The following is a 15,521-nucleotide window of genomic DNA, read 5'->3' as shown; positions in this document are numbered from 1 at the left end:
CTGGCCCGCGTTCCGAGTCCTTGTCCTGAACTTCGAACATGGCTCCGCCTGGGCGCTGTCCACAGTCCATAGCGGCCGAGGACGACCGCCAGCCTCCCCAGCCGGAACCGAATCAGCTCGGCCAGTGACTACACCACTCGATGGGACACGATCGCGTCATCCGTGCGCGGACACGGCTGAGAGTCGACGGTTCACGACCGGAGCCGATGACATCAACGTGACATCAACGTCGGCGGACGCTGATGGGCAAGCACACACGCGGGCAAGGCAAATTTCGAGCGGTAGCGGCCGTGGGGGCCAGCACGATCGAGGTGCACCCGCCTACGGATCAGACGCGCTGTACCCCAACCCATACGCCAACGACGGCCCACAGCCGCGCCCACCGCATCTGCACGATGGGGCCGTCTGTGGGCCGTCCAAGGGTGGCCGGCAACGACCGACGACGTCATGCAACGACGGCTCAGCCGCAGGTCGCCACTGGGTCGCGGAGTAACTCAGCAGCACACGAAGGGAGTCGATCTCAACCAGCGCTACTGACGCCTGCACCGCTTGTCGGTGCCGGGCATCAGGGGGACGGCCGCCGGCACCCGGGCGGCACACGGCCCTCCAGCCGCACCGGGCTCACCCCTCCACCGGCCGCGCGCCGCACGCCATCCGCGCCCCCACTCGGCCGCGCACGCCCCCTTGTTGGTATCGCACATCGCTGCCACGCTGAGAGTCCCCCCACTTGTGAACTTGTGAATCAGTTCTCGTTGAACGGTTCACCAAGGAGGTGGCTCCATCCATGCTCGTCCGTGACGCCATGAGCACGGTGGTCCTCACCATCGGCCCCGCACACACCCTCCGCCAGGCAGCCCGGCTGATGGCCGCACGCCGCGTCGGGGCGGCCGTCGTCCTCGACCCCGACACCAGTGGTCTCGGCATCCTCACCGAGCGGGACATCCTGAACTCGCTCGGCGCCGGTCAGGACCCCGACCGCGAAATCGCAGGTACCCACACCACCACCGACGTCGTCTTCGCCGCGCCCGCCTGGACGCTGGAGGAGGCGGCGGAGGCCATGACGCACGGCGGCTTCCGCCATCTCATCGTGCTCGACGCCCACGGTCCTGTCGGCATCGTCTCCGTACGCGACATCATCCGCTGCTGGACGCCGGCCGCCCGGCGGCGCGCGACGGCAGCCGCACTCAGCGGCTAGGGAGACCGCGGGGCACACGAGAGGGCCGGATCCCCTGAACGGGGATCCGGCCCTCCCTCCACGACAAGCGGCGCAGTGCTGGTGTGTCAGCCGCGCAGGGCCTGGACCGCGGCCTCCAGCCGCTTGCCGAAGTCGCCGTCAGCCTGGCGGAAGTTGTCGATCGCACGTTCGGCGATCTCGTCACGGGAGACCTTGGCGATGAAGCCCGACAGGTTCTCGATCAGACGGCCCTTCTCGTCCTCGGACATCAGGCGGTAGAGGTTGCCCGCCTGGACGAAGTCGTTGTCCTCGGCGTGCGACGGGGCCACGTGGTTGCCGGTGCCGCCGGCGACGGCGGTCGACTGCCACAGCGGACGGTCCGTCTGGAAGGGGCCGCCGAAGCTGTTCGGCTCGTAGTTCTTGGCGCCCTTGTGGCGGCCGTCGTACAGGAAGCCGTCACGGGAGTTGGTGCGCGCCTCGGTGGCGTGCGGACGGTTCACCGGCAGGTGGTCGGCGTTGATGCCGACGCGGTAGCGGTGGGCGTCGCCGTACGCGAAGAGACGGCCCTGGAGCATCTTGTCCGGGGACGGACCGATGCCCGGCACGAAGTGCGCGGGGCTGAAGATGGACTGCTCGACCTCCGCGAAGATGTTCTCCGGGTTGCGGTTGAGCTCCAGCTTGCCGATCTCGATCGGCGGGTAGTCCTCGTGCGGCCACACCTTGGTGAGGTCGAACGGGTTGAAGCGGTAGGTCGCCGCATCGGCCGCCGGCATGATCTGGACCTGCACGGTCCAGGACGGGAAGTCGTCGCGCTCGATGGCCTCGCGCAGGTCGCGCTGGTGGCTGTCCGGGTCCTCACCCGCGAGCTTGTTCGCCTCGGCCTGCGTGAGGTTCCTGATGCCCTGGTCGGTCTTGAAGTGGTACTTGACCCAGAAGACCTCGCCGGCCTCGTTGTTCCACTGGTACGTGTGCGAGCCGTAGCCGTTCATGTGGCGGTACGAGGCGGGGATGCCGCGGTCACCGAAGAGCCAGGTCACCTGGTGCGTCGACTCGGGGCTGAGGCCCCAGAAGTCCCAGACGTTGTCCGCTTCCTGGCTGCCCGTGTACGGGTCGCGCTTCTGCGTGTGGATGAAGTCGGGGAACTTGATGGCGTCCTTGATGAAGAACACCGGGGTGTTGTTGCCGACGAGGTCGTAGTTGCCCTCTTCGGTGTAGAACTTCAGCGCGAAGCCGCGCGGGTCACGGACCGCGTCGGCCGCACCGAGGTTGCCCGCGACGGTGGAGAAGCGCAGGAAGGTCTCGGTCTGCTTGCCGACCTCGGAGAGGAACTTCGCGCGGGTGTACCGGGTGACGTCGGCCGTCACGGTGAACGTGCCGTAAGCGCCGGCACCACGCGCGTGGACGACCCGCTCCGGGATGCGCTCACGGTTGAAGTGCGCGAGCTTCTCGAGCAGCAGCTGGTCCTGGACCAGAACCGGACCGCCGACGCCCGCGGTCTCACTGTTCTGGTTGTCGGCGACCGGTGCGCCGGCCTCCGTGGTGAGCGGTCCCTGAATCACGTGCGCCTCCTGCGTGTCCTGCGTCATTCGAAGCAAGTCCTGTCCCTTGGCCAATGCCACACACGATCCTATGATGGACATTGTCTAAGTCAAGTAAACATCCAAAGTCACACCCGTTCGGGACGCGCCTCCCCAGGCTGTTAGGCTGATACGTATGAGTGACCTGTTGGAACGACTGCGCGGACGCGGCTGGCGGATGACCGCACAGCGTCGCGTCGTGGCCGAGGTCCTCGACGGTGAGCACGTTCACCTGACCGCCGACGAGGTGCACGCACGTGCCGTCGAGCGGCTGCCGGAGATCTCCCGCGCGACGGTGTACAACACGCTGGGTGAGCTGGTCACGCTGGGCGAGATCCTGGAGGTCTCCACGGACCGCCGCGCCAAGCGGTACGACCCGAACGCGCACCGTCCGCACCAGCACCTGGTCTGCGCCCGCTGCGGCGCCATCCGCGACGTCCACCCGACGGGCAACCCTCTGTCGGACCTCCCGGACGCCGAGCGCTTCGGCTTCACGATCTCCGACGTCGAGGTCACTTACCGGGGCATCTGCCCGAACTGCGCGAACGCCTAGCTCCGGTCATCGCCCGGCCGTGGTCGCCCGGCCGTGGTCTGCCGCCTGCCGTGGTGTCGTGGGCATTCGTTCCGCCGGGGGCTCCCTGGGAACGAGCCGCCGGGACTTTCCAGCGACGAGGTACCAGGGGAAGAACCGGTGGGCACGGGACCGCCCACCGGCCCGCAGTCCCGAACATACCGAAGGCCCGGATCCTCAAGGAATCCGGGCCTTCGGTTTCAGTAGCGGGGACAGGATTTGAACCTGCGACCTCTGGGTTATGAGCCCAGCGAGCTACCGAGCTGCTCCACCCCGCGTCGGTGAACCCAACAGTACGTCACCCCACGGACCAGCGCAAATCGATAATCGTTCGCCTGTTCGTCACGGCATGATGCCGAGCGATCACGCCGTCAGCTCCTGATGCAGCGCCTCCCGCAACGCCGCCGCGCGCTTCGCGACCTCCTCCGGCCCCAGCTCCACGGCCCGCGCGCACCACCGCTGGCCCTCGGCGAGCTCGCCCCGCCTCGCCGCGAGCAGCGCCATCCGCAGCGCCGCACGTCCGTGCCCGGCCCGTGCGGCGCGCGCCCACCACAGGGCCGCCTCGCGCTCGTTGCCCTCGCGGGCGAGCAGCAGCCCGAGGTTGAACGCCCCGTTGCGGCTGCCCGACTCCGCGGCCTCCCGGTACCACCGCGCCGCATCCTCGAGGTCACCGCGCGCCGCGGCGAGCATGCCGACCCGTACCTGCGCACGCCGGTGCCCCTGCTCGGCGGCCCGCTCGTACCACTCCTCGCACTCCGTCTTCTCGGTCACCGGCTCGCCGAGTGCCGGCGGTCCGGGCGGCACCTGGCGTGCGTCGAGCACGGTCGCGAGCCGGAACGCCGCCTCGGCGCTGCCACCGCCGGCAGCGCACCGCAGGTGCCGCTCCGCATCCCGCTCCTCGCCGTCGCGCAGCCGCGCCATGCCGACCTGGAGGGCGGCCTCGGTGTGCCCGGCAGCGGCTGCCCGCTCGTACCAGCGCAGGGCCGTACGGTCGTCGTCCCGGCCGGCGTACAGGATGCCGAGGTTGAACGCGGCGTCCACGCTGCCGGCCTCCGCGGCCTTGGAGAACCACGGCTCCGCGCCGGCCGCGTCACCGGCCTGGAGAAGCAGCACGGCGAGCGCGTTGGAGGCCTCGCGGTGGCCCGCGTAGGCGGCGCGGCGGTACCACTGCTCGGCCTGGGCGGTGCGGTCCTGGGCGGCGCAGAGCAGGCCGAGGTTGTAGGCGCCGTTGACGTCGCCCGCATCCATGGCCGCGCGGTACCAGCGCTCGGCTGTCTGCTGCTCACCGCGGGCGGCGTGCAGTGCGCCCAGGGCGTTGGCGGCGTTGCCGTCTCCGTCCTGCGCGGCACGCAGCCACCACACGGCGGCGCTCTCCTCGTCGCCGGCGTCGCGCAGCATGAACCCGAGCGCGCAGGCGGCACGGGCCTCGCCGTCCTTCGCGGACGTGAGGTACCACCGCCCGGCCTCCTTCAGCTCGCCCCGCCGCTCCAGGATCGCCCCCAGATGCAGCGCGGCCCGCCGGTGCCCTCGCGCGGCGGCCTGCCGGTACCACTGCTCGGCCTCCCGCCACAGCGCCCGCGCCCCTGCGGCGCCCGTCTCGGCCCGCCCGGGCGCACGGCCGCCCGCGCCCGGCGCACGCGCACCACGGCTCCCGCGCTCGGCCGCACGGCTGCCGTTGTCGAGCCGGACGCCCTGCGGGCGGTCCGGGCGCACGTCCGCGGCCACGGCGTGGCGTTCCAGCGCACGCGCCAGTCGGTAGGCCGCCTCCCGGTGGCCCTGCTCCGCCGCCGCGCGGAGCCAGCGCTCCGCGCCGGGCTCGCTGCGGTGCTCCAGCAGGTCGGCCAGTGCGTACGCGCCGAGCGCATGGCCCTGCTCGGCCGACTGGCGCAGCCAGTACTCGGCGGCGGGCTCGTCGCCGCGCTCGCGGTAGTGCCGGCCCAGGGCGTGCGCGGCCGCCGCGGAGCCCGCGACGGCGGCGATGCGCCACCAGCCGGCCGCCTCGTCGGCGTAGCCGCGCTGGTGGAGCAGCACACCCAGGTTGTTCGCGGCGGCGCGGTCGCCCTCGGCGGTCGCGCCGCGCAGGAACGGCTCCGCGCCGTCCAGGTCTCCGCGGCGCAGCAGCATCGCCCCGAGGACGCTCATGGACGCGATGTCCCCGGCCTCGGCCGCACGGCGGTGTCGTGCCTCTGTCTCGGCCTCGGCCGACTCCACGGCGTCGACGGCGTCGACGCCGTCCATGGGTTCGACGGAGCCGGCGGACGCGGCGAAATCGAGGGATTCACCAAACTCGACGGACTCCATGGACTCGAGGGGTTCCACGTGGTCGGTGGACGCAGCCGGCCCCGCGAGGCCGGCGGGCGCCAGGGCGTCGAAGGGCTCGGCGAAATCCAGGGCGCCTGCCGCCTCCACGGCATCGATACCGACCGCGCTCATCGCGGTTCCGGTATGCCGCTGCGCAAACCGCCCTGTAGTCAACAGAGTTGCCCTGTCCCCCATAAATCCCATCGTCGCACCACCTGCAACCCGCGTACACCTGGTATACCGCAGCCAGTGAGGTCACTTCAGCGTTTTGTCGACATGCCCACAGAGAGATAAGTCAAACACGTCTCACCCCAACCCGCCCCGACCAACTCGCCACACCCGGCACCCACTTCCCCCGAACGCCCCCGGCGCATGACGAGGGCCCGGATCCTTGATGGATCCGGGCCCTCGACTTCAGTAGCGGGGACAGGATTTGAACCTGCGACCTCTGGGTTATGAGCCCAGCGAGCTACCGAGCTGCTCCACCCCGCGTCGTTGTGCACCAACCGTACCACGGTGCGTGGCGGCCACTGCCCGGCGGCCCTTCGGCCACCGGGCAGTCACCTGCCACCTGCCCGGCCTTGCGGTCAGTCTCCCTGCGGCTGCGGCTGCGGCTGCTGTGCCGCGGCCGCGCGTTCCAGCGCTGCCTGCAGGTCCGCCTGGGCCTTTCCGTACGCCGCCCAGTCGTTCTTCTTGAGCGCGGCCTGGCCTTCCTCGTACGCCTTCTGCGCGTCCGCGATGGCCTGCTTCAGTGCCACATCACCGGTGACCGGCGGCTTCGTCGTGTCACTCGGCGGCGGTGGCGTCGTAGGCGGCTGCTCGGCGCCGTCGACCCCGAAGACCGCGTTCAGCGCCTCCGCCAGGCTGTCCTTGAAGACAGGCTTTCCGCCGTACGAGACGGCCACCTTCTTCAGCAGCGGGTAGTTCGCGGCGCCGCCTCGGGCGTACACCGGCTCGACGTACAGGAACCCGCCGTCCAGCGGAACCGTGAGCAGGTTGCCGTAGTCGATCTCCGAGTCCGTACCCCTCAGGTCACGCACGAACGTCGCGACCTCGGGCACGCTGTTGAGCTCACTCTGCACCTGCGAGGGCCCTTGGACGGTCGACGTGACTCTCAGCAGCCTTATCGAGCCGTAGTTCTTGCTGTTCGCATCGGCGTCGACGGCCATGAACGCACCGAGGTTGGGGCGTCCGCTGGGCGTGAACGTCGTCGTCAGCGAGAACTTCTGCTCGGTCTCGCCGGGCATCTTGAGGCTCAGGTAGTACGGCGGGACCGCGCTGCTGTCCTGGTTCGTCGGGTCGTCCGGCACCTGCCAGGCGTCACTGCCGCTGTAGAACTGCTCGGGGTCGGTGACGTGGTAGCGGGTGAGCAGCTCGCGCTGGACCTTGAACATGTCCTGCGGGTAGCGCAGATGGGCCATCAGGCCCGGATCGATGTCGCCCTTGGGCTTCACCGTGTCCGGGAAGGCCTTCATCCAGGTCTTGAGGACCGGGTCCTCCGTGTCCCACTGGTACAGCTCGACCGTGCCGTCGTAGGCGTCGACGGTGGCCTTCACGGAATTGCGGATGTAGTTGACCTGGTTCTGCTGCGCGACGACGGCCCGCTGGCTGTCGGTCAGCGAGTCGGCCGTCGTCTCGCCCAGCGTCGTACGCGAGGCGTAGGGGTAGCCGTTCGTCGTGGTGTACGCGTCGACGATCCACTTGATGCGGCCGTCGACCACCGCCGGGTAGGCGTCGCCGTCGATGGTGAGCCAGGGGGCCACCGCCTCGACGCGCTCCTTGGGCGTGCGGTTGTACAGGATCCGCGAGCCCTCGCCGATCGCTCCGGAGTAGACGATCTGCGGCTCGTTGAACGCCACCGCGTACGCCGCTCGGTTGAACGCGTTGGAGAGGTTGACCCCGCTCTTGCCCTTGTAGCTGGTGGTCTCCTCACCGTTCTTCTCGTAGTCGAGCTCCTTCTGCGGGCCGCCCACGATCGAGTACTGCTCGGTCTTCTCGCCGTAGTAGATCCGCTGCTCGTACTTGCCGAGCTGACCCGTCGTCGGCAGTCCGGACTCGGTGAAGTCGGGCGCGCCGACCGTGCCCTGGTCGGGGTCCGTGACGGTGCTGGTCCCCTTGGCCGCGATCGCGCCGTAGCCGTGGGTGTAGGTGAAGTGGTCGTTGATCCAGTTGCGCTTGGGGATGCCCTTGATGTTGAGCTCGCGCAGACCGATGACCGTGTCCTGCGGCTTCCCGTCCGGGCCGGTGTACCGGTCGACGTCCAGGGTCGCGGGGAACTGGTAGTACTTGCGCTCCTGCTGGAGCTGCTGGAAGGCGGGCGAGACGACATTGGAGTCGACGAGCCGGTAGCTGGCGGCGGACGTCGCCTGGTCGCGCTGCTCCGCCTTGCGCTTCGGGTCGCCCTTGCCGGGATAGTTCTCGGCCTTGGCCGTGTCGATGCCGTACGCCTTGCGCGTGGCATCGATGTTCTTCTGGATGTACGCGGCTTCCTTGGCCTGCTCGTTCGGCTGGACCTGGAACTTCTGCACGATGGCCGGGTACAGGCCGCCGATCAGGATCGCCGACAGCACCATCAGGCCGAAGCCGATCACCGGCAGCTGCCAGGTGCGGCGCCACAGCGTGGCGAAGAACAGCACGGCGCAGATCACGGCGATGCAGAAGAGGATCGTCTTGGCCGGCAGATACGCGTTGGCGTCGACGTACCGCAGGCCCGTCCAGTTGCCGGCCGCCTTGAAGTCACTGGACTTCACGGCCAGGCCGTACCGGTCCAGCCAGTACGCCACGGCCTTGAGCGCGACGAAGAGGCCGAGCAGCACCGAGAGATGGCCGGTGGCGGCGGCGGTCGCCCGCGCACCGGGGCTGGTGATGCGCAGCCCCCCGTACAGATAGTGCGTGAGCGCGGCGGCGATCAGCGAGAGCACGGCCGCGGCGAAGCCGAAGCCGAGCAGGAAGCGGTACCAGGGCAGATCGAACGCGTAGAACGACACGTCCATCTGGAACTGGGGGTCCTTCTGCCCGAACGGCACACCGTTGACCCACATCAGCCAGGTGCGCCACTGGGAGGAGGCGGAGGCTCCGGCGATCAGCCCGACGAGAGCGGTGATCGCGAGGAGCACCCACTTCTTGTACGGGGCGACACCCATCCGGTAGCGGTCGAGGCTCTGCTGCTCCATCGACATCGCGCTCAGGGGCGGGCGCAGCCGGTGCGCCAGCCAGATGTTCACCCCGACCGCGGCAGCCATCAGCAGGCCGAAGACGGCGAACAGGCCGACCTTGGTCCAGAGGGTGGTGGTGAACACCGACGAGTACTTCACCGAGCGGTACCACAGCCAGTCGGTCCAGAACCCGGCGAACATGACAAAGGCCATGGCCAGGACGGCCAGCACCCCCAGAGTCATGAGCAGGGTGCGGACACGCCGGGACGGCCGACCGACTCTGATCCGTGGCCCGGTAGGGCCTCCGCCGCGGTCCGGCATCTGGAAAGCCAACGTGCGCCCCTCGAGTTCGCGGTCGTGTAATTCGTGTAAGCCCTGTGCAAGCAGGCTCAGCGATCGTAGAGCCCACTCATGCAACTTACTGAAGCTTTACCTAGTTCCCGACTCCGGGCCCGAAGGAGGCAGGATATTGACCATGTCCAACGTTTCCCCCTCAGGCCCCCCGATGGCCGCGAGCCCGCTCACGCGAGCGGTGCTCGAAATCGACGAGTACACCTCCGGCCTCGGCTGGGACCAGCCGGCGAGGCTCTTCGCCCTCGTCGACACCGCGCAGCTGCGCACTCAGGAGCCGGGCCTCGCCGCCCAGCTCGGTCTCGACGGCGGTGAGGCGGCCGCTCCGCTGACCCCGGTCGAGCAGGACGAGATCCCCTCGGGCACCGCTCTCGACGAGTTCCTCGCCACGATCGCCTGGCCCGACGCGGTGGCGGGCTGCGCCCTGACGGTGGAGCGGCTGATGCTGCCACCGTCCGCCGAGGCGTCCGTACCGGAGGGCCTCGACGAGGCCGGCCTGGCGAAGTGGGTCGCAGGTCACCCGGACCGTCAGGAGGTCCGGATGACGGTGGCGGTGCTCCGCGACGGCGCGCGCGAGTCGGCGCTGCGGCTGCGGGAGAAGGACTCCCCGACGGAGGTCCTGACCGGTTCCGACCTGGTGCCGGGGCTGGCCGAGGCGCTGTCCGCGACCTTCGAGGCGTAGTTGCGGGGTGGCGCCGGGCGCGCGGCCGACGGCTGACGTCCGGGGTCTGGCGTCTGGCGTCGGCGGCCGGCGACACGAGGGGGCGTGATCGGTCCAGGGCGCGCCGCCCCCGTGGCCCGGTCGGCCCGGTCAGCCTGTGGAGCAGCTGGGCAGGCCGGTCGTGTCGCCGGTGCGGATCTTCTCCAGGGACTTCACGGCGTCGTCGATGGTCTTGACCCTGACCAGGGTGAGGCCGTCGGGGATGTCGGAGGCGGCGGACTTGCAGTTGTCGCTGGGCGTCAGGAAGTACTCCGCGCCCGCGTTCCGCGCGCCCACCAGCTTCATCTCGATGCCGCCGATCGGGCCGACCGCACCCTTCTCGTCGATCGTGCCGGTGCCGGCGACGAACTTGCCGCCGGTCAGATCGGACGGGGTGAGCTTGTCGACGATGCCGAGCGCGAACATCAGTCCCGCGCTCGGTCCGCCCACATCGGCGAGCTTGATGTCGATGGTGAACGGGAACGTGTGGTCCGTGCCGGCGGTGATACCGACGATGGCCCGGTCGCCCTCGTCCGACTTCACGGTGTTCACGGACACGTCCTGCGCGGCGGTCGGCTCCTTGCCGGCCTTCTCCGCGGCCGCCGCCTCCTTCGCCGGGACGACGGAGAAGACCACCGTGCCGCCGGGCTCGTGCTTGGTGACGGCCTTCGCGACATCGTCCGGCGCCTTGACCGGCGTACCGTCCACGGCCTTGATCACATCGCCGGCATGCAGCACGCCCTGCGCGGGGCTGTCCTTGCGGACGGAGGAGACGACCACACGCGTCTTCACCGGGATCCCCAGCTCCCGCAGCGCCGCGACCTTGGCGCTCTCCTGGGACTGGGTGAACTCCTCGGCGTTCTCCTGGGTGGACTGCTCCTCCGTCTTGCCGTCCGGATAGAGGGTCTCGTGCGGCACCACCACGTTGTCGTGAGCAAGCCAGCCGTAGACCACCTCGGCGAGGTTCATCTTGTAGTCGGCGCCGGTGACCCGGACCGTCGTCATGTTGAGGTTTCCGGAGGTCGGGTACGTCTTGCGGCCGGAAACCTGCAGCACCGGCTCACCACCGGACTCGCCGAGCGTGTTCACTGTGGGCCCGGGCGTCATCTCGGAGTAGGGCGGCGTCATGAACACGCCCACACAGAGCAGCACAATGAGGACGAGGGTGGAGGCGAGCATCGTCGCAGTGCGGCGTGGCATGGAACGACAGTACGGGACTGGTCCGTCAGTACACCCGTCGGGCCGGTCCGTACGGGGCCCGGGGCGGAGGGGTCGCGGCAGGCGTCAGGCGGCGTCCGAACCGGAGTGGGACTTCTCCATGGCATCACAGAAGCGGGCGTAGCCGGCGAGCTCGGCCACGTCCCCGGTGGTTCGATCGCGCGAGGCCCAGCTTCCCCATATCGCTGCACCGATGGCAGCGATCAGCGGAATCAGCAACCAGGCAAGTGCCGCCATCCCGACCTCCCAACCCCTTGAGCTGGAGCAACTGCTGCAACAGCTACCTGATCAGCAGATTAACCATCCGTCGGTTCAACGCTCGGGCCAGGGGGGCGGTTACGCAAATCGACTCGCGGTGACAGCCGGGAGGGGTGCCCGTCATTCATCCCGACAGCGCGGTCAGCACGCCCCCACCCACTCCTCGGTACCGTCCGAGAAGCGCTGGTGCTTCCAGATCGGGACCTCGTGCTTCAGGTCGTCGATCAGCTTGCGGCAGGCCTCGAACGCCTCACCGCGGTGCGGGCAGGAGACGGCGACGACAACCGCGAGATCCCCGATCTTCAGATCGCCCACACGGTGGATGGCGGCGAGGGCCCGAACCGGGTACTCCGCGGCCACCTTCTCCGCGACGCGGCGCATCTCCGCCGAGGCGGTGGGATGGCAGGAATAGCCGAGCGTGTCTACGTCGGCGCCGCCGTCGTGGTTGCGCACGGTGCCGACGAAGAGCGCCGTGCCGCCGGCCGCGTCGTCACCGACGGCGCGGAAGACCTCGTCGACGGAAAGCGGGGTGTCACGGATCTCCAGGAGGCGGATGGGGTCCGCTGCCGCCTGCTCTCCGGGGTGCTCATTCGTGCGTGCCATGGCCCCATCGTGCCGTACGCCGCTACATCGCGGAATAGCGCTTCCCCCGGCCGGCCTCGGCTGTGCTTGGAGCCTCCTTTGGAGCCTCCTACAGAAAGGTACGGAGAGGTACGGCCACATGGAGGTACGGGCCACAGCGAGGTACGGGCGCGGGCAGCGCCGCTACAGGCCGCGCCGCTTGCGGGCACGCCGCACCAGCGCGGCCGTACCGAGCAGCGCGACAGTCGCGCCCGCGGCACCGGCGGCGGCCGTGGCGTCCTTGCGGCCGAGGCGGCGGCCCGCGACGGTGTGCCGGCCCTCGACCTCCTCCAGGAGCGCGGCGAGCACCTCCTCGTTCGTCCAGTGCGGCCGCCACCCGGCGTCGTGCAGCCGTCCGACGCTGACCACCCAGGGGTGCATCGTGTACGCGAGATCCCCGGCGGGGGACGGGGTGAGGCCGATCCGGTGCAGCCGGGCCGCCGCGCCCAGCGCGACGGCGGACGGCAGCTCCATGCGCCGGATGCCGCTGAGCTCCTCGACCTCCTCCTGCTCGAGCCAGCCGTCGCAGCCGACCGCGAACTCCCCGTCGACCTTCTCCAGAGCCGCGTACTCCAGGGCGCTCACCAGGTCCTCCACGTGGCAGAACTGCCAGGTGGGACGGGATCCGGCGACCACGAGCAGCCGCGGGGACTCGAAGTAGCGGGTGAGCGCCGTGTCCGTGCCGCCCACCAGGACGGCGGGCCTCACCACCGTGACGTTCAGTCCCGGGTGGGCGCGGGGCGCGCGCCGGCCCAGGCGTTCGATCTCCAGCAGGTCGCCGACGCCGGTCGCCTCCGCCGTGGCGCGCAGCTCCGCGTCCTCGGAGAGCGGGATGTCGTTTTCGGGCAGCGCCCCGTAGACCATCGCCGACGTGCACAGGACGGCCCGGTGGACGCCCGCCGCCGCCGCGGCGGTGAGCACGGTCTGGGTGCCGCGCACGTTGTACGCGGTACGCGCCGCCGGGTCCGTCTCCAGGTCCAGGTCCAGCGCGAGGTGGACGACGACGTCGGCGCCGCGCAGCTTCTCGGCGATCGCCGGGTCGCGGACGTCGAGAATGTGCCAGTGCGCCTCGGGAACGTCGCCGCGCCGCTCGTCGATGGCGATGACCTGCTTGATCTCGTCGGATGCGACGAGGCGCCTGGTCAGCAGGTCTCCGACGCCCGATGCGGCGCCGGTGACCGCGACCACGGGGCCGCGCCCCATGGCCGGGGTTGAGTGGTTTCGCGCTGCGCGAACCTGCGGATCTGGGGAACTCACCGGGCGTCTCCAGCGGTTGTGTTCAGTAAGTGCGCGAATGACGCGTGCGTACCAGGTGGCGTCCATCCTGCCGCAGGCCATGAGTCGACGGAGCATCGAGCCCTTGTCCGGCCCGGATGTCTAGGCTGGTGGTGTTGTCGGGCATTCGCCGCCGGCAGGAAGCCGGCGGCCCTACGAGCCGAGGAAACCCGTGAGTGACACCCCATTCGGATTCGGCCTTCCGCCGGAGGAGCCGGAGAACGGCGACGAGGGCAAGAAGAAGGACCCCGCCGGAGGTGGGCAGGGTTCCGGCGGCCGGGGCGGCGGCCCGGACAACCCCTTCGCGTTCGGGTTCCCGGGTGCCGGCGCGGGCGGTGCGGAGAATCCGTTCGCGGCGATGTTCGGTTCGCTGAACCCCACCGACCTCGGCGCCGCCTTCCAGCAGCTCGGCCAGATGCTGAGCTACGAGGGCGGCCCGGTGAACTGGGACATGGCGAAGCAGATCGCCCGCCAGACGGTCTCGCAGGGCACCCAGGACGGCACGAAGGACGCGAGCATCGGCCCTGCCGAGCGCGCCGCGGTCGAGGAGGCCGTCCGTCTCGCCGACCTGTGGCTCGACAGTGTGACGTCGCTGCCCTCGGGTGCGAGCACCGCCGTGGCGTGGAGCCGCGCCGAGTGGGTCGAGGCGACCCTTCCGGCGTGGCAGCAGCTCGTCGACCCGGTCGCCGAGCGTGTGGGCCTCGCGATGGGCGATGTGCTGCCCGAGGAGATGCAGGCGATGGCCGGCCCGCTGATCGGCATGATGCGCTCCATGGGCGGCGCCATGTTCGGCCAGCAGATCGGTCAGGCCATCGGCGTGCTGGCGGGCGAGGTCGTCGGCTCCACGGACATCGGGCTGCCGCTCGGACCGGCCGGCAAGGCCGCACTGCTCCCGCTGAACGTGGAGGCGTTCGGCAAGGACCTCGGCGTCACCAAGGACGAGGTGCGGCTGTATCTGGCCCTGCGCGAGGCCGCCCATCAGCGGCTGTTCGCCCACGTGCCGTGGCTGCGCTCGCACTTGTTCGGTGCGGTCGACGGATACGCGCGCGGGATCAAGGTCGACACGACCAAGCTGGAGGACGTCGTCGGCCAGTTCGACCCGACGCACCCCGAGCAGCTGCAGGAAGCGCTCCAGCAGGGCATGTTCCAGCCGGAGGACACCGCGGAGCAGAAGGCGGCACTCGCCAGGCTGGAGACGGCGCTCGCGCTGGTCGAGGGCTGGGTCGACGCCGTTGTCCACGATGCCGCGAAGAACCGGCTGACCTCCGCCGACGCCCTGCGCGAGACGCTGCGCCGACGCCGGGCGTCCGGAGGCCCCGCCGAGCAGACGTTCGCCACGCTGATCGGTCTGGAGCTGCGTCCGCGTCGGCTGCGGGACGCCTCGCGGCTGTGGGCGTCGCTGACGGACGCCCGCGGGTTCGACGGCCGCGACGGCCTCTGGGCGCACCCGGACATGCTGCCGACCGCGTCCGACCTGGACGACCCGGACGGCTTCGTCCACCGCGAGCATCTGGACTTCTCGGAGCTGGACAAGATGCTCGGCGAGGCCGCCAAGGGGCAGGGCACCGAAGGCCAGGGCACCAAGGGTGACGACAAGCCCGGCCGGAACGACGAGGACGACACCGACAAGTGAGTCTGTACGACGACGCCGTCCGCGTACTGAAGGAGTACGAGGACCAGGAAGAGCTGCGCCAGACGTATCTGGATCATCTTGCCGCCCATCCCGACGGGATGTGGAAGGCGTGCGAGGCCGGGCACCTGACGGCCAGCGCGCTGGTGATCGACCCGGAGCGCGGCCAGGTACTGCTGACGCTGCACAAGAAGCTGGGCATGTGGCTGCAGATGGGCGGCCACTGCGAGCCGGGGGATGCGACGCTGACCGCGGCTGCGTTGCGTGAGGCGACGGAGGAGTCCGGGGTGCGCGGCCTGACGCTGCTGACGGGCGGCCCGGTGAGGCTGGACCGGCATGCGATTCCGGCGCCCTGCCACTGGCATCTCGATGTGCAGTACGCCGCGCTGGCGCCGCCGGGCTCCGTGGAGGAGATCAGCGACGAGTCGCTCGATCTCCGCTGGTTCGCCTACGACGACGTGGCGAACGTGGCAGACGAGTCGGTGGTGCGGCTGATGGAGCGGACGCGCGCGCGGCTGTAGCCGCCAGAGAGTGGGCTGCAGCCGACGGGTATGGGGCGGTCGCCGATGGCGACCGCCCCATACCCGTATGTGCGGCTAGTGTCCTGCGCCGGAGATCCGTCGGCAGAAGCGGGCGAGGGATTCGAGGATTTCCTCGGCGCTCTTGGTCCAGATGAACGGCTTGGGGTCT

At 70.0% G+C, this 15,521-nt stretch carries 12 protein-coding genes and 2 tRNA genes; 5 read left to right on the top strand and 9 right to left on the bottom strand.

What is annotated here, in order from left to right; all coding sequences use genetic code 11:
- The first annotated feature begins 784 nt into the window (after window positions 1-784).
- Window positions 785-1,195: a CBS domain-containing protein gene (locus tag ACWCP0_RS22635; protein WP_451080614.1), complete on the top strand. Its 411-nt coding sequence runs from the start codon at window positions 785-787 to the stop codon at window positions 1,193-1,195.
- 86 nt (window positions 1,196-1,281) lie between these two features.
- Here the strand turns inward: ACWCP0_RS22635 and ACWCP0_RS22630 are convergent, their stop codons facing one another.
- A complete protein-coding gene (locus tag ACWCP0_RS22630; RefSeq protein ID WP_451080613.1) occupies window positions 1,282-2,760 on the bottom strand; it encodes a catalase in 1,479 nt (492 codons plus the stop codon).
- A gap of 127 nt (window positions 2,761-2,887) precedes the next feature.
- On the opposite strand from ACWCP0_RS22630, the gene ACWCP0_RS22625 reads away from it, so the two are divergent.
- Window positions 2,888-3,304 (top strand): Fur family transcriptional regulator, encoded by a 417-nt coding sequence (locus tag ACWCP0_RS22625; protein ID WP_451080612.1) that lies wholly within the window; start codon window positions 2,888-2,890, stop codon window positions 3,302-3,304.
- Between the two features lie 222 nt (window positions 3,305-3,526).
- Here the strand turns inward: ACWCP0_RS22625 and ACWCP0_RS22620 are convergent.
- The 4 genes from ACWCP0_RS22620 to ACWCP0_RS22605 form a co-directional block, all read right to left on the bottom strand.
- Window positions 3,527-3,600: transfer RNA gene (locus ACWCP0_RS22620), tRNA-Met, on the bottom strand.
- Between the two features lie 85 nt (window positions 3,601-3,685).
- On the bottom strand, window positions 3,686-5,827 hold the full coding sequence (locus ACWCP0_RS22615; RefSeq protein ID WP_451080611.1) for a sel1 repeat family protein: 2,142 nt from the start codon (window positions 5,825-5,827) through the stop codon (window positions 3,686-3,688).
- Window positions 5,828-6,041: 214 nt separating this feature from the next.
- Window positions 6,042-6,115 (bottom strand) — tRNA-Met (locus ACWCP0_RS22610).
- 95 nt (window positions 6,116-6,210) lie between these two features.
- Window positions 6,211-9,099 (bottom strand): UPF0182 family membrane protein, encoded by a 2,889-nt coding sequence (locus ACWCP0_RS22605; protein WP_451080735.1) that lies wholly within the window; start codon window positions 9,097-9,099, stop codon window positions 6,211-6,213.
- A gap of 154 nt (window positions 9,100-9,253) precedes the next feature.
- Between ACWCP0_RS22605 and ACWCP0_RS22600 the strand changes: the two genes are divergently transcribed.
- On the top strand, window positions 9,254-9,811 hold the full coding sequence (locus ACWCP0_RS22600; protein WP_451080610.1) for a PPA1309 family protein: 558 nt from the start codon (window positions 9,254-9,256) through the stop codon (window positions 9,809-9,811).
- Window positions 9,812-9,940: 129 nt separating this feature from the next.
- On the opposite strand, the gene ACWCP0_RS22595 is transcribed toward ACWCP0_RS22600, so the two are convergent.
- The 4 genes from ACWCP0_RS22595 to ACWCP0_RS22580 form a co-directional block, all read right to left on the bottom strand.
- Window positions 9,941-11,029: a YlbL family protein gene (locus tag ACWCP0_RS22595; protein ID WP_451080609.1), complete on the bottom strand. Its 1,089-nt coding sequence runs from the start codon at window positions 11,027-11,029 to the stop codon at window positions 9,941-9,943.
- A gap of 84 nt (window positions 11,030-11,113) precedes the next feature.
- The gene (locus ACWCP0_RS22590; RefSeq protein WP_451080608.1) at window positions 11,114-11,284 is read right to left on the bottom strand and encodes a hypothetical protein; all 171 of its coding nucleotides are present in this window, start codon (window positions 11,282-11,284) and stop codon (window positions 11,114-11,116) included.
- Between the two features lie 162 nt (window positions 11,285-11,446).
- Window positions 11,447-11,908 carry a molybdenum cofactor biosynthesis protein MoaE gene (locus ACWCP0_RS22585; RefSeq protein ID WP_451080607.1) on the bottom strand — a complete coding sequence of 154 codons (462 nt, stop codon included), beginning with the start codon at window positions 11,906-11,908 and terminating at the stop codon, window positions 11,447-11,449.
- A 162-nt stretch (window positions 11,909-12,070) separates the two neighbouring features.
- The gene (locus ACWCP0_RS22580) at window positions 12,071-13,183 is read right to left on the bottom strand and encodes an SDR family oxidoreductase (RefSeq protein ID WP_451080606.1); all 1,113 of its coding nucleotides are present in this window, start codon (window positions 13,181-13,183) and stop codon (window positions 12,071-12,073) included.
- A gap of 190 nt (window positions 13,184-13,373) precedes the next feature.
- On the opposite strand from ACWCP0_RS22580, the gene ACWCP0_RS22575 reads away from it, so the two are divergent.
- Together ACWCP0_RS22575 and ACWCP0_RS22570 are read left to right on the top strand one after the other, a co-directional pair.
- Entirely contained in the window at window positions 13,374-14,834 is a 1,461-nt protein-coding gene (locus tag ACWCP0_RS22575) for a zinc-dependent metalloprotease (protein WP_451080605.1), read from the top strand.
- Window positions 14,831-15,352, top strand: a complete 522-nt coding sequence (locus tag ACWCP0_RS22570; protein WP_451080604.1) for an NUDIX hydrolase — start codon at window positions 14,831-14,833, stop codon at window positions 15,350-15,352. The genes ACWCP0_RS22575 and ACWCP0_RS22570 overlap by 4 nt, the downstream gene beginning before the upstream one ends.
- Window positions 15,353-15,521 lie beyond the last annotated feature (169 nt).

The sequence above is a fragment of the Streptomyces sp. NPDC001970 genome, from assembly GCF_053594115.1.
Note: the sequence above shows the minus strand (reverse complement) of the source record. Positions and strands in the feature narration are given on the sequence as shown.